General features: G+C 71.9%; 22 protein-coding genes. 17 read left to right on the top strand and 5 right to left on the bottom strand.

Going from position 1 to position 26,387, the window contains the following annotated elements; all coding sequences use genetic code 11:
• The first annotated feature begins 42 nt into the window (after positions 1-42).
• The gene (gene glf, locus AC1Q49_RS08125) at positions 43-1,179 is read left to right on the top strand and encodes a UDP-galactopyranose mutase (protein ID WP_060960935.1); all 1,137 of its coding nucleotides are present in this window, start codon (positions 43-45) and stop codon (positions 1,177-1,179) included.
• Between the two features lie 39 nt (positions 1,180-1,218).
• Here the strand turns inward: glf and AC1Q49_RS08130 are convergent, their stop codons facing one another.
• Both AC1Q49_RS08130 and AC1Q49_RS08135 read right to left on the bottom strand, forming a co-directional pair.
• On the bottom strand, positions 1,219-3,141 hold the full coding sequence (locus tag AC1Q49_RS08130) for a glycosyltransferase (RefSeq protein WP_060960934.1): 1,923 nt from the start codon (positions 3,139-3,141) through the stop codon (positions 1,219-1,221).
• Between the two features lie 36 nt (positions 3,142-3,177).
• Positions 3,178-4,179 carry a glycosyltransferase family 2 protein gene (locus tag AC1Q49_RS08135; RefSeq protein WP_492491513.1) on the bottom strand — a complete coding sequence of 334 codons (1,002 nt, stop codon included), beginning with the start codon at positions 4,177-4,179 and terminating at the stop codon, positions 3,178-3,180.
• 95 nt (positions 4,180-4,274) lie between these two features.
• Between AC1Q49_RS08135 and AC1Q49_RS08140 the strand changes: the two genes are divergently transcribed.
• A complete protein-coding gene (locus AC1Q49_RS08140) occupies positions 4,275-5,069 on the top strand; it encodes an ABC transporter permease (RefSeq protein WP_060960932.1) in 795 nt (264 codons plus the stop codon).
• A complete protein-coding gene (locus AC1Q49_RS08145; RefSeq protein ID WP_060960931.1) occupies positions 5,069-5,809 on the top strand; it encodes an ABC transporter ATP-binding protein in 741 nt (246 codons plus the stop codon). The genes AC1Q49_RS08140 and AC1Q49_RS08145 overlap by 1 nt, the downstream gene beginning before the upstream one ends.
• Before the next feature lies 1 nt (position 5,810).
• On the opposite strand, the gene AC1Q49_RS08150 is transcribed toward AC1Q49_RS08145, so the two are convergent.
• Together AC1Q49_RS08150 and AC1Q49_RS08155 are read right to left on the bottom strand one after the other, a co-directional pair.
• Positions 5,811-7,139: an O-antigen ligase family protein gene (locus AC1Q49_RS08150; protein WP_492491516.1), complete on the bottom strand. Its 1,329-nt coding sequence runs from the start codon at positions 7,137-7,139 to the stop codon at positions 5,811-5,813.
• Complete coding sequence (locus tag AC1Q49_RS08155) at positions 7,136-8,539, bottom strand: O-antigen ligase family protein (RefSeq protein ID WP_492491518.1); 1,404 nt, start codon at positions 8,537-8,539, stop codon at positions 7,136-7,138. The genes AC1Q49_RS08150 and AC1Q49_RS08155 overlap by 4 nt, the downstream gene beginning before the upstream one ends.
• 42 nt (positions 8,540-8,581) lie before the next feature.
• Between AC1Q49_RS08155 and manA the strand changes: the two genes are divergently transcribed.
• From manA to AC1Q49_RS08175, 4 genes are all read left to right on the top strand, one after another.
• Positions 8,582-9,745: a mannose-6-phosphate isomerase, class I gene (gene manA / locus AC1Q49_RS08160; protein WP_492491520.1), complete on the top strand. Its 1,164-nt coding sequence runs from the start codon at positions 8,582-8,584 to the stop codon at positions 9,743-9,745.
• A 156-nt stretch (positions 9,746-9,901) separates the two neighbouring features.
• Complete coding sequence (locus tag AC1Q49_RS08165) at positions 9,902-10,219, top strand: WhiB family transcriptional regulator (RefSeq protein WP_101306705.1); 318 nt, start codon at positions 9,902-9,904, stop codon at positions 10,217-10,219.
• 66 nt (positions 10,220-10,285) lie between these two features.
• Complete coding sequence (locus AC1Q49_RS08170; RefSeq protein WP_492491522.1) at positions 10,286-13,120, top strand: glycosyltransferase; 2,835 nt, start codon at positions 10,286-10,288, stop codon at positions 13,118-13,120.
• On the top strand, positions 13,117-14,562 hold the full coding sequence (locus AC1Q49_RS08175; protein WP_240191298.1) for a DUF5719 family protein: 1,446 nt from the start codon (positions 13,117-13,119) through the stop codon (positions 14,560-14,562). The genes AC1Q49_RS08170 and AC1Q49_RS08175 overlap by 4 nt, the downstream gene beginning before the upstream one ends.
• 30 nt (positions 14,563-14,592) lie before the next feature.
• Here AC1Q49_RS08175 and AC1Q49_RS08180 read toward each other — a convergent pair whose 3' ends face one another.
• Complete coding sequence (locus AC1Q49_RS08180) at positions 14,593-15,027, bottom strand: metallopeptidase family protein (protein WP_191008927.1); 435 nt, start codon at positions 15,025-15,027, stop codon at positions 14,593-14,595.
• A gap of 101 nt (positions 15,028-15,128) precedes the next feature.
• On the opposite strand from AC1Q49_RS08180, the gene AC1Q49_RS08185 reads away from it, so the two are divergent.
• From AC1Q49_RS08185 to hpf, 10 genes are all read left to right on the top strand, one after another.
• On the top strand, positions 15,129-15,335 hold the full coding sequence (locus AC1Q49_RS08185; RefSeq protein WP_005048283.1) for a DUF3499 family protein: 207 nt from the start codon (positions 15,129-15,131) through the stop codon (positions 15,333-15,335).
• A gap of 40 nt (positions 15,336-15,375) precedes the next feature.
• Positions 15,376-16,857, top strand: coding sequence for an adenosylhomocysteinase (gene ahcY, locus AC1Q49_RS08190; protein ID WP_060960925.1), 1,482 nt, complete (start codon positions 15,376-15,378; stop codon positions 16,855-16,857).
• A 135-nt stretch (positions 16,858-16,992) separates the two neighbouring features.
• A complete protein-coding gene (locus tag AC1Q49_RS08195) occupies positions 16,993-17,463 on the top strand; it encodes a Fur family transcriptional regulator (RefSeq protein ID WP_101306702.1) in 471 nt (156 codons plus the stop codon).
• Complete coding sequence (gene katG / locus AC1Q49_RS08200; RefSeq protein WP_492491526.1) at positions 17,460-19,733, top strand: catalase/peroxidase HPI; 2,274 nt, start codon at positions 17,460-17,462, stop codon at positions 19,731-19,733. Before AC1Q49_RS08195 ends, katG begins: the two co-directional genes overlap by 4 nt.
• A 150-nt stretch (positions 19,734-19,883) precedes the next feature.
• Positions 19,884-20,528 (top strand): MIP/aquaporin family protein, encoded by a 645-nt coding sequence (locus AC1Q49_RS08205; protein WP_060960922.1) that lies wholly within the window; start codon positions 19,884-19,886, stop codon positions 20,526-20,528.
• 164 nt (positions 20,529-20,692) lie between these two features.
• Complete coding sequence (gene mtrA, locus AC1Q49_RS08210; protein WP_191008925.1) at positions 20,693-21,373, top strand: MtrAB system response regulator MtrA; 681 nt, start codon at positions 20,693-20,695, stop codon at positions 21,371-21,373.
• A gap of 10 nt (positions 21,374-21,383) precedes the next feature.
• The gene (mtrB, locus tag AC1Q49_RS08215) at positions 21,384-23,054 is read left to right on the top strand and encodes an MtrAB system histidine kinase MtrB (RefSeq protein ID WP_492491529.1); all 1,671 of its coding nucleotides are present in this window, start codon (positions 21,384-21,386) and stop codon (positions 23,052-23,054) included.
• The gene (locus AC1Q49_RS08220) at positions 23,051-24,742 is read left to right on the top strand and encodes an LpqB family beta-propeller domain-containing protein (RefSeq protein WP_492491530.1); all 1,692 of its coding nucleotides are present in this window, start codon (positions 23,051-23,053) and stop codon (positions 24,740-24,742) included. Before mtrB ends, AC1Q49_RS08220 begins: the two co-directional genes overlap by 4 nt.
• A 100-nt stretch (positions 24,743-24,842) precedes the next feature.
• Positions 24,843-25,514, top strand: a complete 672-nt coding sequence (locus tag AC1Q49_RS08225) for a ComF family protein (protein WP_492491532.1) — start codon at positions 24,843-24,845, stop codon at positions 25,512-25,514.
• 141 nt (positions 25,515-25,655) lie between these two features.
• Positions 25,656-26,318 carry a ribosome hibernation-promoting factor, HPF/YfiA family gene (gene hpf / locus AC1Q49_RS08230; RefSeq protein WP_060960917.1) on the top strand — a complete coding sequence of 221 codons (663 nt, stop codon included), beginning with the start codon at positions 25,656-25,658 and terminating at the stop codon, positions 26,316-26,318.
• Positions 26,319-26,387: the final 69 nt, after the last annotated feature.

Raw genomic sequence — 26,387 nt, forward strand, 5'->3', positions numbered from 1 at the left:
ACCCTGGGAAAGTGAGCGCCATCGCGCTCGGGATTGGATGTCATGGATCTTCTCATCGTCGGCTCGGGCTTCTTCGGACTCACGATCGCCGAGCGGGCCGCGGCCGCGGGCCGCAAGGTCGTGGTGATCGATCGCCGCCACCACATCGGTGGCAACGCCTACAGCGAGGACGAAGCGCTGACCGGCATCGAGGTGCACCGCTACGGCGCGCACCTGTTCCACACCTCGAACGCGACCGTGTGGGAGTACGTGAACCGGTTCACGACGTTCACCGACTACGTCCACCGCGTGTACACCACTCACAAGGGCGTCGTCTTCCCCCTCCCGATCAATCTGGGCACGATCAACCAGTTCTTCCAGGCGGCCTACACGCCCGATGAGGCGCGTGCGCTCGTGCACGAGCTGGCGGGGGAGTTCGACCCGAAATCCGCCCAGAACCTCGAGGAGCGCGGCATCGGCCTGATCGGACGCCCGCTCTACGAAGCCTTCATCCGGGACTACACCGCCAAGCAGTGGCAGACCGATCCGAAGGAGTTGCCGGCAGAGATCATCAGCCGCCTGCCCGTGCGATACACCTACGACAACCGCTACTTCAACGACACCTGGGAAGGCCTGCCGACCGATGGCTACACGGCGTGGCTCGAGAGGATGGCGGACCACCCCAACATCGAGGTGAAGCTGTCGACGGATTACTTCGACGAGTCGCAGCCGTTGAACAAGAAGTCGACCGTCGGTCAGGTCCCCGTCGTCTACACCGGCCCGGTCGATCGGTACTTCGACTACGCGGAGGGCGAGCTGTCGTGGCGGACGCTCGACTTCGAGGAGGAAGTGCTCGATATCGGCGACTTCCAGGGCACGAGCGTCATGAACTACGCCGATGCGGACGTGCCCTACACGCGCATCCATGAGTTCAAGCACTTCCACCCGGAGCGTGCCGACCGCTACCCGACGGACAAGACCGTCATCATGCGAGAGTTCTCCCGCTTCGCGACGCGCGACGACGAGCCGTACTACCCGGTGAACACCCCGGACGATCGTGCCGGTCTTCTCGCCTATCGCGAACTCGCGAAGGGTGAGCGCGACGTCCATTTCGGCGGGCGACTCGGCACTTACCAGTACCTCGACATGCACATGGCGATCGGGGCCGCGCTCTCCCTCTGGAACAACCACCTCGCCTGACGGCGATGGCGCCTGTCGCCCCGAGCGAGCGACCCGGGCTCAGCGGCCCGCGTCGCCGTCGAGGTCGAACGTCCGGCGCCAGGCCGACTCCGCGGTCAGCTCCGGCAGCGCTCGGCGGTACTCGTCGGACAGTCGGTCCCATCGCCGACGCAACGTGCGGTGCAGGCGGATGCTGTCGATGAGCATCCGACGGAACTGCGCACGATCGCGGGTGTAGACGTTCTTGCCCGACCCGTCCGCGGCGTTGACCAGGGCGCTGTCGAAGAGCGGGACGCGCCACCAGTGGGCGTCGTCCTTGCCGAACTCGACCTCGGGCTGCGCCACGTTCTCGGGGCGGGGTGCACGGAGCCAGTGCGCCGCAAGGGTGGATGCCGTGAACCATCGCAGCCGCAGGCCCGTGGGGCTGTCGATCTGATGGCGCTTGCGCTGCGGGAACACCAGCCGCCCGCGCCGCGACCGCAGGGGCGTGTCCGTCTCCCGGTGCACGACGGTCTCGGGGAACCCCGACGACAGTGCGCGGGCTTCCGGCATCGCGGTCGCGAGGGTGGCCCTCATGTGCGCGGGACCGGACAGGACGTCACGCAGTGCCCGGTGGCGCAGGGCCACGGGGTAGTACTGCATCATCATGAGGTGCTTGAGGTCCAGCCGGCGGCTGTGCTTCATCAGGGTGCCCCCCTGCGGTGCGCGAGAGTGCAGCAGCCCGGCGACGATGCGGTTGCGCGCGTGGAAGTACGCCTGCCAGTCGATGGAGTCGTCCTTGCCCACCCACGACACATGCCAGAGGGCGACGCCCGGCACGGAGACCGTGGGGAAACCGGCCTCGCGCGCGCGCAGTGAATACTCGGCGTCGTCCCACTTGATGAACGCCGGGAGGGCGAGCCCGACCTCACGGATGACGTCGGTCGGGATCAGACACATCCACCACCCGTTGTAGTCCGCATCGAGGCGCGAGTGCAGCGACGGCGACTGGCGGAGATTCGCGACGGAGAAGTCGTGGGGCATCCGCTCCTGGTTGAGGGTGCGCCACATGAACGGCATGTCGTCCACGACCTCCGCCCACGCGTGCAGTTTGGGGCGGTCGAGCAGATCGAACATGTGGGCGCCGACGATCGTCGGAATCGTGGCGAACCGCGCGAACATGATGGATCGCCGGATCGACTCCGGCTCGATGCGGACGTCGTCGTCCAGCAGCTGCACGAAGTCGCTCTCCGGCCGCTGGAGGGTCTCCGTCATCGCCCGGGCGAAGCCTCCGGAACCGCCGAGGTTCGGCTGCGTCACGATCTGCAGCGTGTCGCCGAGCGTGCGGGCGACGTCGTCGTAGCCGGGCTCCGCCGAGACGAGCCGATCGCCTTGATCGATCACGAACACGCGGTCCAACAGGGGAAGGACCTCGGGACTCGCCGCCAGCGCGCGCAGGGTTCCGATGCAGTAATCGGGCTTGTTGTAGGTCGTGATGCCGATACTCGCCTTGCCCTGGCGACGCGGCTCCGTCTCGGTCGACCACGTGGCGCCTTCGAACGTCGCCGACTTCTCATCCGCGGCGACGTCGAACCAGATCCAGCCCCCGTCGCTGTACTGATTGAGCGTGAGCTCGAACGTCGTGGTGGCCTGGCCCTCCACTTCGCGCGTGTCGATCCGCTGGCGCACACCGCTGCCGGTCGAGCGGTACACGAGGATCGTGGCCGGTCCGGTGGTGCGCACCGTGAGCGTCACGGCGCGCACCGTCGTCCAGTGCTGCCAGTACGACGCGGGGAACGCGTTGAAGTAGGTGCCGAAGGAGACGCGCCGCCCGGCGACGATGCGCGCCGTCGTGCGGCCCAGGATGTTGCCGAGCTGGGCACGGCTGGACACCCGCACGGGCTCCTCGTCGATGGAGGTCCAGGTCTCGGGGTCCACGTAGAGCGGAAGCAGATCGGGGTCGCGCTCGGTCGGGAGGACGGTGTTCTGCAGGATGTGGGCCACGAGAGTCTCCGAGCGTTGCGAGCGATGAAGGGGAGTTCAGGATGCCGCGGGTGCCGCGACCAGCGGCGGCATCGGCTTCCACTCCGCATCCCGCGCGATCTTCCTGCCGTCGCGCAGCCCGCGGAACAGGTTCGAGGTCCCCCGGACGGTGCGCTCCACGAAGAGGAGCCGGATCAGCTCCTTGCCGAACGTCAGCGCGGTGCCGACGCCGAACAGCACCGGGTTGTAGACCCCGAGGCTCCGGTAGTAGCGCTGGATGATGGCGCGGTTGCGCATGATGTAGTAGCGGTACGCGTTGCTCGACGCGTTCATGTGTCGGATGCCCATGTCCCACTGCTTGATCTCGCGGGTGCGGCGGAGCACGAACTCGTTGACGATGACCGACGTCGTCACCCGCGACGCGAGCCAACCGTAGGTCTGGTCGTCCCAGTAGATGAAGAAGCGCGGGTCGGGCAGGCCGATCCGCTCGACGATGTCGCGGTGGATGAACATGCCCTCGAAGCAGCCGGAGTTCATCTCCTTGTAGCCGGAGTCGTCGAAGCGGCTGGGCGCGAACGGGATCGGGATGGCCAGCGGCTCCGCCACGCGGTACTGCCAGTAGAACTCGCTGCCGTCGAAGTCGTAGCGCCGCCCCTGGATCGACTTGAAGCGCGGCGCCCACGCCCCCATCCTCGCCAGGCCGTCGGGCAGCACCTCGACGTCGTCGTCCATGAGCCAGATCCAGGTCGATCCGAGCTCGTACGCGACGCGCATCCCCTCGCTGAACCCGCCCGACCCGCCGGTGTTCTCGTCGAGCCGGCGGTACACGAGCTCGGTGCCCAGGCGGTCGCGGAACGACTCGACGACGGCGGTGGTGTCGTCGCTCGACGCGTTGTCGACGATGACGACATGACCCGGCTTCGGGTCCATCGTGGTGATGCTCTCGAGCAGCCTCGTCAGCAGTCCGGAACGGTTGAAGGTGACGATCGCGATCGTCGCGCTGGCGGGCGTGAACGTGTCGTTCGGGGCCGCGTCGTGGCGCGAAGGAATGGAGGCCATGGCCTCACGAGTCTACCCCGGTGCGCCCCGCGTCCCCTGTGCGGGACGGCGCAGGCCCACCCGCGTGCGCACGCTCACCTCCTAGACTCGGACGCGTGACCACCGCCGTCGTCGGCGCCGCCGGCTCTCCGCGGCGTTACCTGCACTCGCTGTGGCTGCTGTCGGCGCGCGACCTGCGCGTGCGCTACGCGACGAGTGCCCTCGGCTACCTGTGGTCGGTGCTGGATCCGCTCGTGATGAGCGCGATCTACTGGTTCGTGTTCACCCAGGTGTTCCAACGCGGAGACATCGGCGCCCAGCCCTACATCGTGTTCCTCCTGTCGGGCCTGCTGCCGTGGGTGTGGTTCAACGCGGCGGTCGGCGACCTCACCCGCGCCTTCAACAAGGACGCGCGCCTCGTGCGCTCGACCGCGATCCCGCGTTCGATCTGGGTCAACCGCATCGTGCTCAGCAAGGGCGTCGAGTTCGTCTTCTCGCTGCCCGTGCTCGTGCTGTTCGCGGTCTTCTCGGGGGTGACCGTGGGCTGGGGGCTGCTCCTTTTCCCGGTGGCCGTCGCGCTGCAGGCGATCCTGCTGGTCGGGCTCGGTCTGCTCGTCGCGCCGCTGTGCGTCCTCTGGGGCGACCTGGAGCGCACGACGCGGCTGATCCTGCGGGCCCTGTTCTACGCCTCGCCGATCATCTACGGCGTGAACGACCTTCCCGGGATCTTCCGCGACCTGGCGCTGCTCAACCCGCTGTCGGGCATCTTCACCCTGTACCGCGTGGGCCTGTTCCCCGGCGAGGCGGACGTCACGGCCGTGCTGGTCGCGGCCGTCGTCAGCCTCGGCATCCTCGCCCTCGGCGTCGTCGTCTTCCGGCGCCTGGAGCCCGCCGTGCTGAAGGAGCTGTGATGGGCGAGGACATCGCGATCCGCGTCGACGGCCTGGGGGTGCGCTTCCGCCGCAACCGCCGCGGTCGCCGCAGCCTGAAGGACCTCTTCGCGGGCTCGGCGCGGCGCAGCCGGCCGGGCGAGTTCTGGGCCCTGCGGGGCGTGTCCTTCGACGTCCGCCGCGGCGAGGCGATCGGTGTCGTCGGCCGCAACGGTCAGGGCAAGTCCACGCTCCTCAAGCTCGTCGCCGGGGTCCTGCTCCCCGACGAGGGGTCCGTCCGGGTCGAGGGGGGAGTGGCGCCGCTCATCGAGATCACCGGCGGTTTCGTGGGCGATCTCACCGTGCGGGAGAACGTGCGGCTGATGGCCGGGCTGCACGGCATGTCGAAAGCGGAGACCTCGCGCCGCTTCGACGACATCATCGCCTTCGCCGAGATCGGCGACTTCGTCGACATGCCCTACAAGCACCTCTCGAACGGCATGAAGGTGCGGCTGGCGTTCTCGGTGGTGTCGCAGCTGGACGAGCCCACGCTCCTCGTGGACGAGGTGCTCGCCGTCGGCGACAAGGCGTTCCGGGAGAAGTGCTACCGCCGCATCGACGAGCTCCTCGCCGAGGGGCGGACGCTCTTCTTCGTCAGCCACAACGAGCGGGACCTGCGTCGGTTCTGCACGCGCGGCCTCTACCTCGACAACGGCGTTCTCGTGATGGATGCCGCGATCGGCGACGTCCTCGACGCGTACAACGCCGACCACGCGGGGTGAGCTACCCCGCCTCGGGCAGCCCCGACGTGGGCACGGCGCCGACGCGCAGCCGGTCGCGCCACGACCGCGACTGTCCCGCGCGCACGGCGCACAGGCACAGGAGCATCCACCCGAAGCCGACGAGCGCGACCGACTCGAAGATGCTCGTGACCGCCAGCGTCACCACGATCAGCGGCGTCCAGGCGTGCATGATCGACCGGCGCCGGCTGGCGACGCTCCACGATCTCACGAGCGCCACGCCGCCGAGCAGGCACAGCAGCAGCCCGCCGACCCAGCCGAGCTGCACCAGCGCGTCGACGTAGGCGTTCAGGGCGCTGGAGTGGTGCTCGGCCAGCAGCTGATTGATGGTCAGGAACGGCTGGCCGGAGCGGTCCCACGGCCCGAACCAGCCCCACCCCAGCACGGGGCGCAGCTGCACGAAGAACTCCGCCAGCGACCACAGGCGCGTGCGCATGTCGAGGTCGTCGGTCGCTCCCAGGGCATCGAGCAGGCGGGTGCGCTGCGCGTATCCGACGAGCGCGGCCACGACGACGACGATCGCCAGCGACCACTGCACGGCGGCGCGCCGGGCGGGCGGCACGGTGCGCACCAGCGTGAGCGCCCCGGTCGCCGCACCGACCGCGACGGCCAGCACGAGCACGGTGGGAGAGGCCGAGAGGATGCCGAGCGCGGCGGCGAGGGCGAGCGATCCGACGCCGACACCGGTGCGCACCGAGTGCGTGCGCAGCTCCACGGCGAAGGTGACCATCGCGACGACCGCCACGAAGCCGAGCATGTTGCGGGTGCCGAAGATCCCCTGCACCGGCCCGAGCGCGGCGATGTTTCCCTGGATGCCGAGGAAACGCAGCGGCATGTCGAGCAGGAGCCCCGAGAGGATCTCGAGGCCGAGCGACAGGCCGAGCGCGACGCGCAGGACGTCGCCGAGCGCGCGGACCGTCTGGAGCGGGTCGCGCACGTGGCCGATCGTCACCGCGATCAGCGCGATCGCCGCCATCGCGAGCCAGCGGGCGAGGCTGCCGAGCGGGTCGGTGCTCCAGAAGACGCTCGCGAACGCCCAGGTGACCCACAGCAGCAGGGTGAGGGGGACCAGGCGCAGCGGCGTCAGCTCCTCGCGACGGGCGATGAGGATGCCGATCGCGAGGGCGCACAGCCCGGCGATGATGCTGCGGAGGGTGACGACGCCGGCGAGCCGTGCGATCAGGTGCGAACCGACCAGGGTGGCGACGGCGGCGAGCGTGTACGCCCGCGCCAGATCCGCCGAGGCGAGCAGGCGCTGCAGGGGGCTGTCGGCGCCGAGCAGCGACCCGTCGCCGCGCCCGGCGCGCGTCATCGCGGCATCCGCTCCGGCTCGCCCTGTTCGCCGACCAGCCGCTCCTCGGAGGCGCCTCGGCCGAGCAGCGGCGCCTGTTTGATCTTGAAGGCGAGCATGACGACGAACAGCCAGCCCCAGCCGAGGAGCGGCCCCGACTCGGCCAGGCCCTGCACCAGCAGCACCGCGCCGACCAGGGTCGGCAGGAGGGTGACCGGGGAGTAGGGGCGGTCGGCGACGAGATCCCAGCGCGGGCGGTCGACGGCGAAGAACCACGACCGCCACACGTAGGCGAAGAAGGTCAGGGCGATGAGGGCGAGCCCGACGGCGCCGAGCTGGAAGAACACGTCGAGCCACATGTTGTGGGCCTGCATCACGGTCTGGCCGTGGTCGACGATCCATCCGTCGAACGCGGGGTCGTCGGGCAGCCAGGGCGTGGCGAAGCCCCAGCCCACGACGGGGCGCTCGACGGCCTTCGCCCCGACGATCGACCAGATGCCCTCCCGGCCGGTCAGGTCGGACGAGCGGCCCAGCACCGAGAACACCCGTTCGCGGCCGAGCCAGAGCGCGACCAGTCCGCCGACGGCCACGACGGCGTAGACGAGGTAGTAGCGTGTGCGCTCGCCGGCGCGGCGGGTGGTGCGCATCGCGAGCACGGTGAGCAGGACCACCACGACCGCGCCGGCGGCGAGCCAGGCGGTCGCCGATCCCGCGCGCACGAACAGGTAGGCCGCGAGGGCGAACCAGGCGACGAGCAGCGAGCGTCGGGGGGCGCGCGTGGCGAAACGGATCGCGAACAAGATCATGCCGAGCAGGGCGACGTAGGCGAGGGGGTTGGCGTTGCCGAAGACGCCCTGGATGCGGCCCCCGTCGAAGAGGTTGTCGCGCGACCAGTAGACGATCGGATCGGCGACCGGCCCGTCGGGCCGCACGAACTGCGGCAGGATCGGGCCGCCCCACACGAGCGAGACCCAGAGCTCGAACACGATCGACAGCCCCAGCACCCATTTCAGGGCCGACGCGATCGCGCGGACGAGTTCGCGCCAGGTGAGCACGGCGCCGACGAACATCGCCTGCAGCGTCGTGATCAGCAGGAGCAGCAGCGTGACGGCCGTCGTGGTCGGATGCGCGCTCCACAGGAGCGAGGCGATCGCCCAGATGACGTAGCCCATCGCGAACCACGGGAGCCGGCGCCACTGCACGGGCGGGCGGAGCAGGGCCCACAGCACCGCGGAGACCACTCCGGTCGCGATCGCCACGACCGCCGCGCCGGGCGCCCCGAGCAGCATCAGCCACGACGTGCCCGCGAGCGCCGCGGCGATCACGAAGATGCACCAGCCCCGCAGCAGCAGATGGGCCGTCGTCGCGCGCACCGGCGCGGTCGGCGGCGCGGCGACGGGGTGCGTGGTGAAGACGGCCATGGTGTGATCAGGCTATCGCGGCGGCGGTTCTAGGCTGGGGGCATGCTGACGCCGATCTCCAACGAGCCGCGCGACTACTCCTGGGGCTCCACGACGCTGATCGCGGGACTGGAGGGGCGTCCGCCGACGGGGGCTCCGGAGGCCGAGATCTGGTACGGCGACCACCCCGGCTGCCCGTCGCGGACGCCGGACGGACGCACGCTCGACGTCGCCCTCGCCGAGGCCGGGCGCCCGCCGCTGCCGTTCCTGCTGAAACTGCTGGCGGCGGCATCCTCGCTGTCGATCCAGGCGCACCCCACGCGGGACCAGGCGCGGGAGGGCTTCGAGCGGGAGGAGGGCGCCGGCGTCCCGCGCGACGCAGCGGAGCGTCTGTACCGCGACGACAACCACAAGCCCGAGATCATCGTCGCGCTGAGCGAGCGGTTCCGCGCCCTCGTGGGACTGCGTCCGCTCGCCGAGACCCGACGGCTGCTGGACGCCCTGGACGCCCCGTCCGCGAGCGGCGCCGTCGCCGAGATCCGCGAGCGGCTCGGCGACGCCGACACCGGCGTCGACGCCCGGTCCGCGCTGCGGGGCACGCTCGCGTGGGCCCTCGACGAGGCGGATGCTGCGACCGTCGCCGACCTGACCGCCGCCCTCGGCCGTGCCGACAGCGCCGAGTTCTCCGACGAGATCGCCGTGCTGCGTGCGGCCGCCGCGGATTTCCCGGGAGATCCCGGTCTGATCGTCGCCCTCCTCATGAACCTCGTCACGCTGCGGCGCGGGGAGGGGCTGTTCGCGCCCGCCGGCGTCCTGCACGCCTACCAGTCGGGTCTCGGCGTCGAGCTGATGGCCGCGAGCGACAACGTCATGCGCGGCGGTCTGACCCCTAAGCACGTCGACGTGCCCGAACTGATGCGCGTCGTGGACGTCACCCCCGGACCCGCCCCCGTCGTGCACCCCCGCGCCGTCGGCGACGGCGTGGTCGACTACGACACACCGGTCGACGACTTCGCCCTGTCCTGCGTGAGCGTCGCCCCCGGCGCCGACGCGCGCCTGACGCTGCGTGGCCCCGCGATCGCACTGTGCACGCGGGGCGAGGTCGTCGTCTCGGCATCCGGCCATGAGGTCGCCCTCCGCCCCGGGGCCGCCGTGCACGTCGCCGACGAAGGGGTCATCGCCGTCGCCGGATCCGGTGAGATCTTCCTCGCTCAGCCCGGGGCGTGAGCCCGCGACATCGCGCGCGACACGCCGATGCGTCGAGATGAAGGTTCAATCCCTCATTGAGGGTTTACGATCTGCGACTTGACCACGGCGAATGACAAGGGTGTAATTATTCCCAACACGCGCATCGGCGCATCGGGAAAACGTGGGGAGAACGATATGACGGGTTACCGCTCCGGCGTCCCCGACAACTGGTTCGTCGACCCGGTCAATCTCGGCGTGCCGGGCGTGCGCCGGGCCGCGGCGACCGACGAGGACACCGCCCTCGCCTGGCAGGCCGACGCCCTGTGCGCCCAGACCGATCCCGAGGCGTTCTTCCCGGAGAAGGGCGGCTCGACGCGAGACGCCAAACGCATCTGCACCTCGTGCGACGTGCGCGGGGAGTGCCTCGAGTACGCCCTGCAGAACGATGAGCGCTTCGGTATCTGGGGCGGGCTGAGCGAGCGCGAGCGCCGCAAGCTCAAGCGCCGCGCCTGACGAGTTCCCGAGACTCGCGGGCGACGTGCGCGGGCCGGAGCCGTCCGCGCCTAGGCTGACGACGTCATGCCCGCCCGAGTTCACGCACTGCTGGTCGTGCGCCCCGATGCGCGCGTGGCCACCGACATCCGCCTCGAACGCGTCCTGTCCGCGCTCGCGGCGCAGTCGCGCCCCGTGGACAGGCTCACGATCGTGCTCTGCGGCGTGCACGCCGGCGACCGTGAACTGCAGCGGATCGCGGGGGAGTCGGGCGCCGAAGGGGTCATCACAGCCGATCGCGGCACCTCCTTCGCCGACGCCCTCGATCTGGCCAGCCGCCGACTCGACGGCGAGGCGGTGTGGATCCTCGCCCAAGACACCACCCCCGCGCCCGACGCCCTCATGCGCCTTCTCGGCGCGCTCGAGACCTCGCCGTCGGTCGCCTTCGCCGCCCCGAAGCTCGTGCGCGCCGACGACAACGACCGCATCGTCTCCCTCGGCGTCTCCCTGACCCACGGGGGGCGCACGGTCGGGCTCGCCGACGGCGACCACGACCAGGGTCAGCACGACGCGGGCGACGACGTCCTCGGCGCCGATGTCCGCGGCATCCTCGTGCGCACCGACGCCTGGCGGGCGCTGGGCGGACTCGACACCGCGCTCGCCGGCGCGGACGAGGGCCTCGACCTCGGCGTCCGCGCCCGGCTGCGCGGCGGGCGCGTCGTGCTCGCACCGCAGGCGATCGTCGCCATCGCCGACGCCGACCGCAGCGACCCGCCGGCGCTCGGCGACCGCTTCGAGCCGGAGGGCGTGCGCCGCGCCTACGCCCAGCGCACCGCACAGCTGCACCGCCGCCTCGCCTACGCCCCGGCGGCCGCGGTCCCGCTGCACTGGCTGTCGTACCTCCCGCTGGCCCTGCTGCGGTCGGTGGCGCTGCTGCTGGGCAAACGCCCCGCGCTCATCGGCCCCGAGTGGGGGGCCACCGTCACGGTGATGGCCCGCCCGGGTGCGGTCGCCCGGGCGCGACGCGGCATCCGGGCCGGGCGCAGCGTCTCGTGGGCGCAGCTCGCGCCGCTGCGGATCACCCGCGCCGAACTGCGCCAACGCCTCGACGACGACGTGGTGGACGGTGCCGCGCGCGGGGAACTGCGCTTCTTCTCGGGCGGCGGGGCCTGGATCGTGCTCGGCGCGCTGCTGGTCTCCGTGCTCGCCTTCCTCTCGCTGCTGGCGTGGCCGGTGCTCGGCGGGGGAGCGCTCGTCCCGCTGCGGGCGACGGTCGCGCAGCTGTGGGCGGATGCCGCGTCGGGACTGCGTCCGCTCGGCTGGGACACCAGCGGTCCGGCGGATCCGTTCAGCGCGGTCATCGCCGTGCTCGGCTCGCTGTGGCCTGCGGCGCCCTCGCGCGTCCTCGTCGTCGTGTGGGTGCTGGCGCTGCCGCTGTCGGCGCTCGGGGCGTGGTTCGCGGCGACCCGCGTCACGGAGCGCCCCCTCGCGCGCGCCCTCGTCGCCGTCGGCTACGCGCTGGCGCCGAGCCTGCTGGGGGCGCTCGCCACCGGTCGGCCCACCGTCGTGATCGCGCACCTGCTGCTGCCGTGGCTGCTGTGGACCGCCGCCGTCGCGCACCGCTCATGGAGCGCGGCCGGCATGGGGTCGGTCATCGCGGTCGCCGTCCTGGCCTGCGCGCCCTCGCTGGCCCCCGCCGTCGTGCTGCTGTGGGTCGTGGCCATCGTGCTCACGGCGAGCCTCGGACGAGGCCGCGGCATCGCCCGCGTCATCTGGCTCCTCGTGCCCGCGGTGGCCGTCTGGGCGCCGATGGTCTGGCATCGTCTCGACACGGGCGACCCGTGGGCCCTCCTGGCCGACCCCGGCGTCCCCCTCGCGAGCGGCGAGCAGGTCGACCTCGCGCGCCGCATCGCGATCGCCTTCGGATTCCCGACGACCGACGGCGCGGGCTGGGATCAGCTCGTCGCCGGGATCGGACCGTGGGCGCTGCTGCTGGTCGTCCCGCTGCTGGGTCTCGCCGTCGCCGCACCGCTCCTGTCGCGGGTCGTGCCGGCGGCCGTCGCGCTCGTCGTGGCCGTCAGCGCCCTCGCGACCGCGATGGCCGTCATCGGCATCGAGGTCACCACGGATGCGTCCGTGGGCATCGCCGTGTGGCCCGGGGCGGCGTTGAGCCTGTACTGGCTGGCGCTGCTGGGTGCTGCGGCGCTCGCCGTCGATGCGATCCCCGACGCCGCCCGGGTGCGGATGCCGCTGGCGGTCCTGGCCATGGCCGCGCTCGCCGTCAGCGCCGTGCCCGCCCTCACCGCGCTTCCCCGGGGGACCTCCGCCCTCACCGACGGGCCGAGCAGCACGCTGCCCGCCTACGTCGAGGCGGAGGGCCGCGCCGGGCTCGGCAACGCGACGTTCGTGTTGACACCGGCATCCGACGGCGCCGTCGTCACCGACGTCGTGTGGGGCGAGACCTCGGCCCTCGGCGGACAGACGACGCTCCGCTCGGCGCGCCAGGGCCCCGACGCCGGCGACGCCGAGGCGGCGCGACTGACCGCCGAGCTGCTCGCCGCGCCCTCGGGGAGCGCCGTGGCCGACCTCGCCGCCCACGGCGTGGCCTTCGTCCTGCTCAGCGGCGGCGGTGACGGCGAGAGCGACGTCGCACGGGCCGTGCGCATCGGGGCGGAGACGGCGCTGGACCAGCGCGACGACCTCGAGATCGTCGGCGACACGGGCCGCGGCAAGCTGTGGCGCGTCACCGGCACGGTCGTCGATCGGCAGCAGACCGGCGCCGCCGCCGGTGCGGAGGTCGCCGTCCTCCAGATCGGAGTGATCGTCGTCGCGCTCCTGCTGGCGCTTCCGACGCGGCGCTCGCTCCGCCTGAACCGGCGTCGCCCGCGCACCGTCGGTCTCGAACGAGGAGGGGCAGCGTGAGCGACGGAGTCTCCCACGCCCGCGGTCCGCGCGGCATCGCCGGCGTGCGGCTGGCCGTCGGCGGCGCCGTCGCCGCGGTCGCGATCGCCGCGGCCGTCGCCCTCGTCGTCACGCCGCTGCCGACCCTCGCGCGCGAGGCCGTCACGGTCACGGCGCACACCCCCGCATCCGCCTCCGTCGCGACGTGCGTGGGACCGATCCTCGCCACGGGGCGCGACGCGTCGATCGCCTCCCAGCTCACGGATGCCGCGCCCGCCGCCGTCACCTCCGCCGCCGCCTCCGCGGGCACGCCGGCCGCGGCGACGACCTCGACGCTGCTCACCCCCGATGTCACCGGGGGAACCGGCCCGACCACGCTTCGCGCCGCCCCGGTGGGCGGGGAGCCGACCGACATCGCGGCCGCCTCGGCCGCCCGGGCGGCCGCCGAGGACCTCAGCGGGTTCGCCGCCGCGGCGTGCGCCCGCCCGGAGATGGAGTCGTGGCTCGTCGCGGGCTCCGCCGCGACGGGGGCGTCGGATCTCGTCGTGCTCTCCAACCCCGGCGCGGTCGCGGCGCGGGTCACCGTCACCGTCTACGGCGCCGACGGCGGCGCCGTGCCCGTGGCGGGCAACGGCATCGTGGTTCCCGCCGGCACGCAGCGCGTCATCCCGCTCGCCTCGCTGGCCATCGGCGAGGAGAACCCCGTCCTGCGGATCACCTCGTCCCAGGCGCCGGTCCGTGCCGCGCTGCAGGCGAGCCTCACGCGCGTGCTCGTCGCCGGCGGCGTCGACCAGGTGGGCGCCGCCGCCGTGCCGGACACCGATCTCGTCATCCCGGGCGTCCCGGTCGTCACGACCCAGGGCGGCGCGGGCGAGAGCAACGTGCCCACCGCGCTGCGGCTCCTGTCGCCGGGCAGCGACGCTCAGGCGACGGTGACCGTCTTCCAGGGCGCGACGCAGGTGGGCACCGCGCAGACCGTGCCGTTAACGGCGGGTGTGCCGCTGAAGCTCGACCTCGGCGGCCTCGCCACCGGCACCTACGCCGTGCGCGTGAGCGCGACGGCCCCGGTCACCGGCGCGGTGTGGGCGACCTCGGGGTTCGGCGCCGGGAGCGACTTCGGCTGGTTCGTCGCGGCCGAGGAGATCTCGGCTCCCGCGCTCGTCGCGGTCGCCGCCGGCGGGTCCGGCGCGCCGGAGCCCACGCTGACGCTCGCCTCCTCCGACGGGCGGGCGACGACCGTGGTGCTGACCGCGGCGGCCGGCGCGGGCACGGCGACGGATGTGACGGTGCCGGCGTCGGGGGCGGTGACGGTCCCCGTCCGCCCCGGAGAGGTCTACCGCGTCGATCCCGGCACGGGCGCCGTGCGCGCGGGCGTGACCTACGCGGGGGCGTCGGCGCTCGCGGGCTATCCGGTGGCGCCGAGCGCGGCGGCGGCGTCGGCGGTCACGGTGTACCCCCGCTGAGCCCGCTGAGGGCCGCCGCCGGCGGCGCGCTCAGAAGTAGCGGAAGCGCTCGGGGCCGAGGTCCCACGGATCGCGGTCGAGGTACTCCGCGGCCGCACGGAAGACGCAGCTCTCGATCGCCATCCGCCGGTGCAGGTCGTCCTCGCGGTGCAGCGACCCGAGACGCTCGATCGGCAGCCGGTAGAGCACGATGCGCCGGTCGCCCGTCGACACCGTCCAGCGCGGGATGCCGTCGGCGTCGGGCGCCGGAGGCATCGCCGCGACCTCGAAGGCGACGTCGCGCAGCTCGGGCCAGGCGCTGCGCAGGAACTCCGCCGCCGTGCCCACGATGAAGTCGAAGCGTTCCTCCCGGGTCTCCTGCGCCGGCAGGGGCGGGCGGACGACGGGGCTGCGGTCCTCGCGGCCGTGGCGGCCGTGGCGCGAGGCGCGCACGCGCGGGGCACTGCTCGCGCGCCGCCTCATCATGGTCCGAGTCTAGGTCAGCGTGCGCCGATCGGCCGGGCCGATCGCCCCGCGGCGGCGCGGCATCCGCTCGGGGAGCACCGCGGACGGGTACCGTGAGGGCGATGCGTACCCGACTGTGCTCGAAGGTGGGCTGTGCCCGCGAGGCTGTGACGACCCTGACCTACGACTACGGCGACCAGATGGCGGCGCTCGGCCCCCTCGGCGCGGCGACCGACCCGCACGCGCACGACCTCTGCGCGATCCACACCGATCGGCTGTCCGTGCCGAAGGGCTGGGTCGTCGTGCGCCACGAGACGCTGCGGGTCTGACGCACAGCCGTCCCCGGGCGTGGGATGCGAGAATGGTCGGATGCCGACCACTGCCGCCCCCGCCCGCCTCCACGACTTCGTCGTCGCCGATCTGAGCCTCGCCGAGGCCGGTCGTCACCAGCTCCGCCTCGCCGAGAACGAGATGCCCGGGCTCATGGCACTGCGCGAGGAGTACGGGCCCTCGCAGCCCCTCGCCGGCGCCCGCATCGCGGGCTCGCTGCACATGACCGTGCAGACCGCCGTGCTCATCGAGACGCTCGTCGCGCTCGGAGCACAGGTGCGCTGGGCGAGCTGCAACATCTTCTCCACGCAGGACGAGGCCGCCGCCGCGGTCGCCGTCGGCCCCACGGGCACCGTGGACGAGCCCGCCGGGGTTCCCGTCTTCGCGTTCAAGGGCGAGACGCTCGAGGAGTACTGGCAGTTGGCCGACCGCATCTTCGACTGGTCGGCGGAGGGCTTCGACGGCCCCAACCTCATCCTGGACGACGGCGGCGACGCGACGCTCCTCGTGCACAAGGGCGTCGAGTTCGAGGCGGCCGGCGCGGTGCCCGCGGCATCCGAGAACGACTCCCTCGAGTACCGCATCGTGCTCGACACGCTGCGCGCCAGCCTCGCCCGCGACCCGCAGCGCTTCACCCGCATGGCGTCGCAGATCGTCGGCGTCACCGAGGAGACCACGACCGGCGTGCACCGCCTGTACGAACTCGCCGCCGCCGGGAAGCTCCTGTTCCCGGGCATCAACGTCAACGACTCGGTCACCAAGAGCAAGTTCGACAACAAGTACGGCATCCGTCACTCGCTGCCCGACGGGCTCAACCGCGGCACCGACGTGCTGATCGGCGGCAAGGTCGCGTTCGTCGTGGGCTACGGCGACGTGGGCAAGGGCGCGGCCGAGGCCCTGCGGGGTCAGGGCGCGCGCGTCATCATCGGCGAGGTCGACCCGATCTGCGCGCTGCAGGCGGCGATGGACGGCTTCCAGGTCGCCCGGCTCGAGTCCGTCGTCGGCGACGTCGACATCCTCATCACCGGCACCGGCAACACCCGTGTCGTGACCGTCGAGCACCTCACGAAGCTGAAGCACCTCGCGATCGTCGGCAACGTCGGCCACTTCGACGACGAGATCGACATGGCCGGTCTGGAGGCGCTGCCGGGCGTCGAGAAGATCGAGATCAAGCCTCAGGTGCACGAGTACCGGCTGCCGGCGGCCGCCGACGGCGCGCCCCGCAGCATCCTGGTGATGAGCGAGGGGCGCCTGATGAACCTCGGCAACGCGACCGGGCATCCCTCGTTCGTCATGAGCGCGTCGTTCACCAACCAGGTGCTCGCCCAGATCGAGCTGTACACGAAGCCCGAGCTGTACCCCGTCGGCGTGTACGTGCTGCCGAAGATCCTCGACGAGAAGGTCGCGCGCCTGCACCTGGCCGCCCTGGGCGTGGAGCTCACGGAGCTGACCCCCGAGCAGGCGGCCTACATCGGCGTGCCCGTCGAGGGTCCCTACAAGCTCGAGCACTACCGCTACTGAGCCGCGCCCTCCGCGTCTTCGCAACGCCGTCCCCGCCACCGGGGGCGGCGTTGCGGCGTTCGGAGCGCCGCCGCGACGGCCTATGGATCACCCGTGAGTAATTTTGACTCTGTCAAAATTGGGTAGGGTGGAGACATGACCGAGATCGACACCCCGCACGGCGAGGCGGCGGCCCCGGCCGCGCTGCGGGCGGCCGGACTCAAGGTCACCGAGTCGCGGACGGCCGTCTACGACGCCCTGCGCGACATGCCGCACGCGAGCGCCGACGACGTCTTCCTGCGAATCGTCCAGCGGATGCCGCGGACGAGTCGCCAGTCCGTGTACAACGCGCTGGGCGACTTCGTCGACGCCGGGCTGGTCCGCCGCATCGAGCCCGCGGGGCGCCCCATGCTGTTCGAGCTGCGGGTGCGCGACAACCACCACCATCTCGTGTGCACCTCCTGCGGCACGGTCGTCGATGTGGACTGCGCCATCGGCGCCGCGCCCTGTCTGCAACCGTCCGACGCGCACGGCTTCACCCTCACCACGGCGGAGGTCACGTACTGGGGGCTCTGCCCCTCGTGCGCGGCCGCCGCCGGACCCACCCCAACGGAAGGAACACCATGACCGACCACGACCCGACCACCGCCGGTATCGGCGCTGACGCGACCGAGATCGACCAGTCCCTCACCGTCAGCGACACCGACGAGGCGCGCGCGGAGGAGGCGGCGACCTGCCCGGTCATCCATGCGCAGCCGCATCCCACCAGCGGCTCGGCGAACCGGGTGTGGTGGCCGAACCAGCTCAACCTCAAGATCCTCGCGAAGAACCCGAGCGTCCGTAACCCCCTGGATGACGACTTCGACTACGCGGCGGCCTTCGAGTCGCTCGACCTCGCCGCCGTCAAGGCGGACATCGCGGAGCTCCTCACCACGAGCCAGGACTGGTGGCCCGCCGACTTCGGCCACTACGGGCCCCTCATGATCCGCATGGCCTGGCACTCCGCCGGCACCTACCGCGTGACGGACGGCCGCGGCGGCGGGGGAGCGGGACAGCAGCGCTTCGCTCCGCTGAACAGCTGGCCCGACAACGTCAACCTCGACAAGGCCCGGCGCCTGCTCTGGCCCGTCAAGAAGAAGTACGGGCAGTCGATCTCCTGGGCCGACCTCATGATCCTGGCCGGCAACGTCGCGCTGGAGTCGATGGGCTTCCGCACCTTCGGCTACGCCGGCGGACGCAACGACGTGTGGGAGCCGGACGACGACGTGTACTGGGGCCCCGAGACCACGTGGCTCGGCGACGAGCGCTACTCGGGCGACCGCGAGCTCGAGAAGCCTCTCGCGGCCGTGCAGATGGGCCTCATCTACGTCAACCCCGAGGGGCCCAACGGCAACCCCGACCCGCTCGCCTCGGCCCGCGACATCCGCGAGACGTTCGCCCGGATGGCGATGGACGACGAGGAGACCGTGGCCCTCATCGCCGGCGGCCACACCTTCGGCAAGACGCACGGCGCCGCCCCCGACGCCAACCTCGAGGACAACCCCGAGGCCGCGGGGCTGGAGATGCAGGGCCTCGGGTGGAAGAACAACCACGCCACCGGCCGCGGCGACGACACGATCACGTCGGGCCTCGAGGTGACGTGGACCTACCACCCGACCCGGTGGGACAACGAGTTCTTCCACATCCTCTACGCGTACGAGTGGGAGCTCATGAAGAGCCCGGCCGGCGCGCACCAGTGGCGGCCGACGGGCGGCCACGGCGCCGACATGGTGCCGCTCGCCCACAGCGACGGCAAGCGCGAGCCCCGCATGCTCACCAGCGACCTCGCGCTGCGCGTGGACCCCGCCTACGACAAGATCTCGCGCAGGTTCAAGGACGACCCGGACGCCTTCGCCGACGCGTTCGCGCGCGCCTGGTTCAAGCTGACGCATCGCGACATGGGTCCGGTCGCCCGCTACCTGGGCGCCGAGGTCCCCGGCGAGGAACTGCTGTGGCAGGACCCCGTCCCGGCGCCGACCGGCGCCCCGCTCGGGGCCGACCAGGTCGCCGACCTCAAGGCTCGGGTGCTCGCCTCCGGCCTCACGGTGTCCGAGCTGGTCGCCACGACGTGGGCCGCGGCATCCTCCTTCCGCGGCAGCGACAAGCGCGGCGGCGTCAACGGCGCCCGCATCCGCCTCGCCCCGCAGAAGGACTGGGAGGTCAACAACCCCGCGCAGCTGCACCGCGTCCTGGGCGTGCTCGGGGGCATCGCGGCCGACGCCGCACAGGCGGGCATCGAGGTCTCCCTCGCCGATCTGATCGTCATCGCGGGCAACGCGGCGGTCGAGAAGGCGGCCGCCGACGCGGGCGTGGAGGTGGAGATCCCGTTCCACGCGGGGCGCACCGACGCGTCGCAGGAGCAGACCGACGTCGAGTCCTTCGGCTACCTGGAGCCCGCGGCCGACGGGTTCCGCAACTACCAGGGTCCGCTGGCGGCGATGCCCGCCGAGTACCACCTCCTCGACAAGGCGAACCTGCTCACCCTCACGGCGCCGGAGATGACGGTCCTCGTCGGCGGTCTGCGCGTGCTCGGGGCCAACTGGGACGGCTCGCCCTACGGCGTGTTCACCGACCGCGTCGGCGTGCTGACGAACGACTACTTCGTCACGCTGCTCGATCTCGGCACGACCTGGAAGCCGCTGGATCCCGGAGCCCACGCGTTCGCCGGGACGAAGGACGGCAGCGGCGAGAAGGTCGGCGTCGGCACCCGCGTCGACCTGCTGTTCAGCTCGAACTCCGAGCTGCGCGCGCTGGCCGAGGTGTACGCCTCGGACGACGCCACCGAGAAGTTCGTGCGCGACTTCGCCGCCGCGTGGGGCAAGGTCACCGAGCTGGACCGGTTCGACCTGCACCGCTGACCGCGCTGCGCGGATGCCGGGCCCTCTCCGATCGGAGGGGGCCCGGTTCGGCGTGGAGGGAGTTCTCGCGCGGCTGCCTGGGAAAGCGCTGGGAGTGCACTATGGTCGTGCTGAGCCGGAAGGGACCGGCGATGACCACAGGAGCTCATCATGAAGGATTCGTTGCGCAACCCCCTCGCCGAGTTCATCGGCACGTTCATCTTCGTGTTCGCCATCATCGGCGCCGTCAACAGCGGCAGCGCCCTGACCCCCCTCGCCATCGGCTTCGCACTCATGATCATGGTGTTCGCGACCGGACACATCTCCGGCGCCCACCTGAACCCGGCGGTCTCGCTCGGCGCCTGGCTGCGCGGCGCCATCAGCCTGACGCGATTCGTCTCGTACGTCGTCGCCCAGCTCGCGGCCGGAGCGCTCGCGGCGGCCGTCAGCTTCGCGCTCTGGCCCGTCGCGGACGAGCCCGCCAAGATCGAGATCGGCCCCGCGTTCCTCGTCGAGGCGCTCTGGACCTTCGTGCTCGTGTACGTCGTGCTCAACGTCGCGACCACCAAGTCCAACGTCCACAACTCGTTCTACGGTCTCGCGATCGGCTCGACGGTCTTCGTCGGCGCCGTGGCCGTGGGAGGCATCTCCGGCGGCGGCTTCAACCCGGCCGTCGCGCTGGGGCTGTCCATCACGGGCATCTTCGACATCGGCGCCTACTGGCTGTACTTCCTGGCCCCGCTGGTCGGCGGCGCGTTGGCCGCGCTCCTGTTCCGCGCCCTCAACAGCGACGACAAGCTGCCCGCTCTGCAGTAGCGGTCGCCGCGGCGGGACGTCGACGATGACGGGTCCGGGACAGCGTCCCGGACCCGTCATCGTCTGCGCGGCACTCGGTGCCATCCCAGGAGCGTCCGATACTGTGTTCCTGCGCCCTGCCGCGTCGGCGGCATCCGGCCCACCCGAAGGACGAACCAGGCCATATGACTTCCCGCATCCTCGTTGTCGACGACGACGTCGCGCTCGCCGAGATGATCGGCATCGTGCTGCGCACCGAGGGCTTCGAACCGCTGTTCTGCGCCGATGGCACCGTCGCCGTCGACGTGTGGCGCGAGGAGCGCCCCGACCTCGTGCTGCTCGACCTCATGCTTCCCGGCATGGACGGCATCGAGATCTGCACGCGCATCCGCTCCGAGTCGGGCGTTCCGATCATCATGCTGACCGCGCGCACCGACACCGCCGACGTCGTCCGCGGGCTCGAATCGGGCGCGGACGACTACATCGTCAAGCCGTTCAACCCGAAGGAGCTCGTCGCGCGCATCCGTACGCGGCTGCGCCCCGCCGCCGAGCCGGCGGGCGACGACCTGCGCATCGGCGACGTCGTCGTCGACGTGGCCGCGCACGAGGTGCGCCGGGGGAACGAGGTGATCGCGCTCACCCCGCTCGAGTTCGAGCTGCTGGTGGCGCTGGCCTCCAAGCCGCAGCAGGTGTTCTCCCGCGAGATGCTCCTCGAGCAGGTGTGGGGCTACCACTACAAGGCGGACACGCGCCTCGTGAACGTGCACGTGCAGCGTCTGCGCGCCAAGGTCGAGATCGACCCCGACAACCCGCGGATCGTCATGACGGTGCGCGGGGTCGGCTACCGCGCCGGCGCGGTGGTCTGATCGGCCCACGATGACGCCGCAGACGGCGACCGTGCCGACGATGACCGGGTGGCGCGACTGGCGCACCTGGCCGCGTCGCGTGGCCTACGCCTGGACGCGTTCGCTGCGGTTCCGGACGCTCGTCATCACGATCGGCGCCACGGCGTTCGCGATCCTGATCGCGTTCGTCGCGATGGCCCTCGCGATCCAGAACGACCTCTTCGAGTCGCGCGTCCAGCAGGTGCAGGAGTCGGTGCAGCGGGCGACGCAGTCCACGCAGCAGACCCTCAACGCCGCGCAGATCGACGGGGACGGCGCCGCGCTCCAGTCCCTGTGGAACAACGTGACCGACTCGATCGCACGACAGGCCGGCACGGACATGATCGCCGCCTTCCGCATCTCGGACGCCCCGTCGACGATCGCGCCCCAGGACTTCCAGAAGGGCGGCCTCAACGTCGGTCTCATCACGCCGGGGCTGCGCAGCGCCGTGCAGGGGGATGCCGAGAAGCGCTGGTGGCAGTCGGTCGGGCTCGCCGAGTCCGACGGCAGCACGGTGCCCGGCGTCGTGATCGGCCAGCAGCTCGTGTTCCCCGAGGTCGGAGCCTACGAGTTCTACTTCGCGTATGACTTCGCCCCCGAGCAGCAGACCCTGCAGTTCGTGCAGGTGACGCTCTGGTTGGTCGGCGCGGGACTGGTCGTCCTCATCGCCGCCATCTCGTGGTTCGTCCTGCGCTCCGTGACGGTGCCGATCGCCGAGGCGGCGGAGACGAGCGCCACGCTCGCCGCCGGCGACCTGGCCGTGCGGCTGCCGGTTCGCGGCGAGGACGAGTTCGCGACGCTGGGCCGGTCCTTCAACGCGATGGCCGACAGCATCGAGGCGCAGATCAAGGAGCTGGCGGAGCTGTCGCTCGTCCAGCAGCGCTTCGTCTCCGACGTCTCCCACGAGCTGCGCACCCCGCTGACGACCATCCGTCTGGCCAGCGACATGCTCAACGACCAGCGGGAGAGCTTCGATCCGACGACCGCCCGCGCCGCCGAGCTGTTGCACGCGCAGGTGCAGCGCTTCGAGACGCTGCTGACCGACCTCCTGGAGATCAGCCGATACGACGCCGGCTCCGTGCAGCTCGAGTACGAGCCCACGAGCCTGGCCCACCTCGCGGAGGACGTCATCGCATCGATGCAGCAGCTCGCGGAGCAGCACGGCACCGACGTGCGGCTGGTCGCCCCCGGCGGGTACTCGCCGGTCGAGATGGATCCGCGGCGGGTACGCCGCGTCGTCCGCAACCTCCTCGGCAACGCGATCGAGCACGGCGAGGGACGCCCCATCGTCGTGACGGTGGACAGCAATCAGCGGGCCGTGGCGATCGGCGTGCGCGACTACGGTCTCGGGATGAGCGCGGCCGATGCGGAGCGGGTGTTCGATCGGTTCTGGCGCGCCGACCCGTCGCGCAAGCGCACCATCGGCGGCACGGGCCTCGGCCTGTCGATCGCGCTCGGCGACGCCAAGCTGCACGGCGGCAGCCTGTCGGTCTGGTCCGAGCTCGGCCGCGGGACGAACTTCGTGCTCACGCTGCCGCGTCAGGGCCAGCCGCTCGACGGGGCCTCGCCGATCCCGGTCGATCCCGTCGAGGACGGGGTCTCGCTGGACGACCTCGGTCTCACGCAGCCGATCACCGTGTTCGACCGGGGGAGTCGCCCATGATGCGTATCCGCCTGCGCGGCGCCGCCGCCGCCCTCCTCGCCGCCCTGCTCTCGACGGCGCTCGTCGCGTGCGCCGGCCTGCCGACCTCGGGCCCGGTCAACCCGGGCGTGCGCATCGTCGACGACGACGGCTCCGCCGACTTCGCGTTCATCCCCAAGGGGCCCGTGCAGGATGCGACGCCCCAGCAGATCGTCGAGGGCTTCATCGCCGCCGGCACCGGTCCCAGCAACAACTGGGAGACGGCCCAGCAGTTCCTCGCGCCGAGCTTCAAGGGCACGTGGAAGCCGCAGGCCGGTGTCACCGTGTACGCGGCCGGGCAGCGGACGCTGCAGCAGACGGGCACCGCGGAGTTCGTGCTGAGCGTCGCGCCGGTGGCGACGGTGGATGCCACGGGCGAGCTGACCCCGGCATCCGACGACGGCGACATCCCCCTGTCGTTCAAACTGGCGCAGCAGGCGGACGGCCAGTGGCGCATCACGCAGGCGCCGGACGGCATCGTGCTCGACCAGACGCGGTTCGCGACGGTGTTCGACGCATACTCGCTCATGTACTTCGACCCCACGTGGACCTACCTGGTCCCCGACGTGCGGTGGTTCCCCCGCTACTACGCCGCCACGAACATCGCGGAGGGACTGGTCGACGGCTCACCGGCGCCGTGGCTGCGCGGTGCGGTCGTGAGCGCCTTCACCGACGGCGCCCGCCTGGAGCTGACCTCGGTGCCGCGGCAGTCGAACGTCGCACAGGTGACGCTGCAGGACGGCGCGCGGAACCTCGACCAGGTGGCGCTGGACCGCATGCAGACGCAACTCGAGGCGAGTCTCGGCACGGCCGGTATCAGCGGTGTCGACATGATCCTGCCGGGAGGGCAGGCGCTGATGGCGCAGAAGGTCGACGTGCGCTCGACCGCCGTCGCCTCCAACCCGGTCGTCCGCACGGAGGCGGCCTTCGGATTCGCGTCGGGCTCGACGGTGACACCGATCGCCGGGCTGTCCGACGCGATCCTCGACATCGCGACGACCGACATCGAGGTCAATGCGGATCGCACGACGGCCGCGGTCCGCGACGTGTCGGGCGCCGTGCTCGCGGTGCACGCCGATGCGCCCACCCAGCGGCTGGACCAGCGCGCCGGCCTCATCGCGCCCTCGATCGACCCGTCGGGGTACATCTGGACGGTGCCCACCGACGCCCCGAGCGCCGTGCGGGCCTACGCCCCCGACGGCACGATCGTCACGGTCGCCGGCGGGTGGTCGGGCGCCTCGCAGATCCTCGCGCAGCGCGTGTCCCGCGACGGCACGCGCCTGGTCGCGGCGGTCCGCGACGGCGACCGCTACGCGATCTGGGGCGCGGGGATCCAGCGCGATCGCAACGGTGTGCCGACCTCGATCGAGTCGCCCGAGAAGGTGCTCGACACCCTGCCCGGACCGGCGACGGCCCTCACCTGGCTCGACGGCAGCACGCTCGGGGTGCTCACGAGCGACGGCGAGGACCAGTACCTCGAGACGCTCACCGTGGGCGGGTTCGCCTCAGCGAGCCGCACCCCGGGCGACACGACGACGGTCGCCGGGCAGAAAGACAGCGCGCGCGTGCGGGATGCCGACGGCGAGGTGTACGCCCAGCGCGGCGCCAACTGGCAGCAGCTGGTCGGCGACGTCCGCGTGCTCGCGATCCAGCAGGGCGCGCCCCGCTGATCCCGCGCCGGCTCCTCCCCGGGGAGCGCGGGCGCGCGGCATCCCCCCGATGGTGCGCTCCGGGCCCCGCGGCGCGCACGCGACGGCGAGGCTGAGGGGCGTGAGCGCATCCCCACGAGCACCGGGCGGGCTGGGCGCGGTCCTCCGCGATGCGGGTGCCGAGGCGCTGAGCCTGCTGCTGCCGATCCGGTGCGCCGGCTGCGACGTCCCGGACGTCGGACTGTGCCCGGCCTGCCACGACGAGCTCGCTCCGCGCGTCCGTCGCGGCAGGCTCGACGCGGGCCTGGCCGTCTTCTCGGCGCGAGAGTTCTCGGGCGTGCCCGCGCGTGTCCTGCGCGCGCTCAAGGAAGACGGCCGCACCGCACTCGCACGACCGCTCGGGGCCGCCCTCGCGGCCGCGGCGGAGGCCGCCGCCGGGGGCCCGGTCGAGGACGTCCTGGTGGTTCCCGTCCCCTCGTCCCGGGCCGCGTTCCGGCGTCGCGGACACGAAGTGGCGGGGCTGATCGCGCGCCGCGGCGGACTCCGACCGCTGCGGGCGCTGCGGACGGTCGGCGCGGTGGCGGATCAGCGCGGTCTGGGAAGGGCGGCCCGTGCGCAGAACGTCGCGGGCACGATGTGCGCCCGCGGCGTCGAGGGGGCTCCGGTGCTGATCGTCGACGACGTCGTCACCACGGGAGCGACCCTGCGCGAGGCCGCGCGGGCCCTCACCGACGCCGGCGCGCGGGTCGTCGGAGCGGCGACGGTGGCCGCCACGGCCCGACACGCCCGGTGAGCCCGGATTCATCGCGGATGCTCACGGATCGCGACGGCGATTCGCAGGTGACACGGGCGCGGCACCCCGATAGCGTGGGAGGGACCAAGGCGAACTCAGGGTCCGCCCTTGACCGGCCGGACCCGGAACAAGGAGGTCAGGATGGAAACTAGCATCGTCGGCGTGGGCGTGAGCATCTCCGATCGTTTCCGCACCGTCACCGAAGAGAAGTCCGTTCGCATCGGAACGCTGGCGCCGCGGGCGCAGCGGCTCGACGTCAAGGTCACTCACCGCGCCTATCACAACGGCAGTCGCGAGGAGGAGACCGTCGAGCTCACCGTCACCGGCAAGGGCCCGCTGGTGCGTGCGGAGGCCACCGACGGCGACAAGTTCACGGCGCTGGACATGGCCGTCGACAAGCTCGCCGAGCAGTTGCGGCGTGCCAAGGACAAGAGGGTGGATGCCCGTAACCACCCGCGGGGAGCCAAGCTGGACAAGGGCAGCGGCGCGCTGTCCGGCATCGATCTGCAGCCGGCCTCGGTCGAGACGCTGCGTGCCGTCGCGACCGGCGAGATCCCGATCGCCGTGGGCGACGAGGGCGAGGACGACTACACCCCGGTCGTCATCCGCACGAAGAACTTCGACGCCGAGTGGATGACGGTCGAGGAGGCCGTGGACCGGATGGAGCTCGTGGGCCACGACTTCTTCCTCTTCATCGACGCGCGCACCGATCACCCGAGCGTCGTCTACCGCCGCAAGGGCTGGGACTACGGCGTCATCTCGCTGACGGCCAGTGCGCCGCCGGCGCGGGAGCTCGCGTCCTGAGCGACGCCACCGACTCCCGGAATCGGAGGGAGTGAACAGAATCGGATGCCGCGACGCGCGGCATCCGAT

It is taken from the genome of Microbacterium sp. MPR-TSA4 (assembly GCF_058792815.1).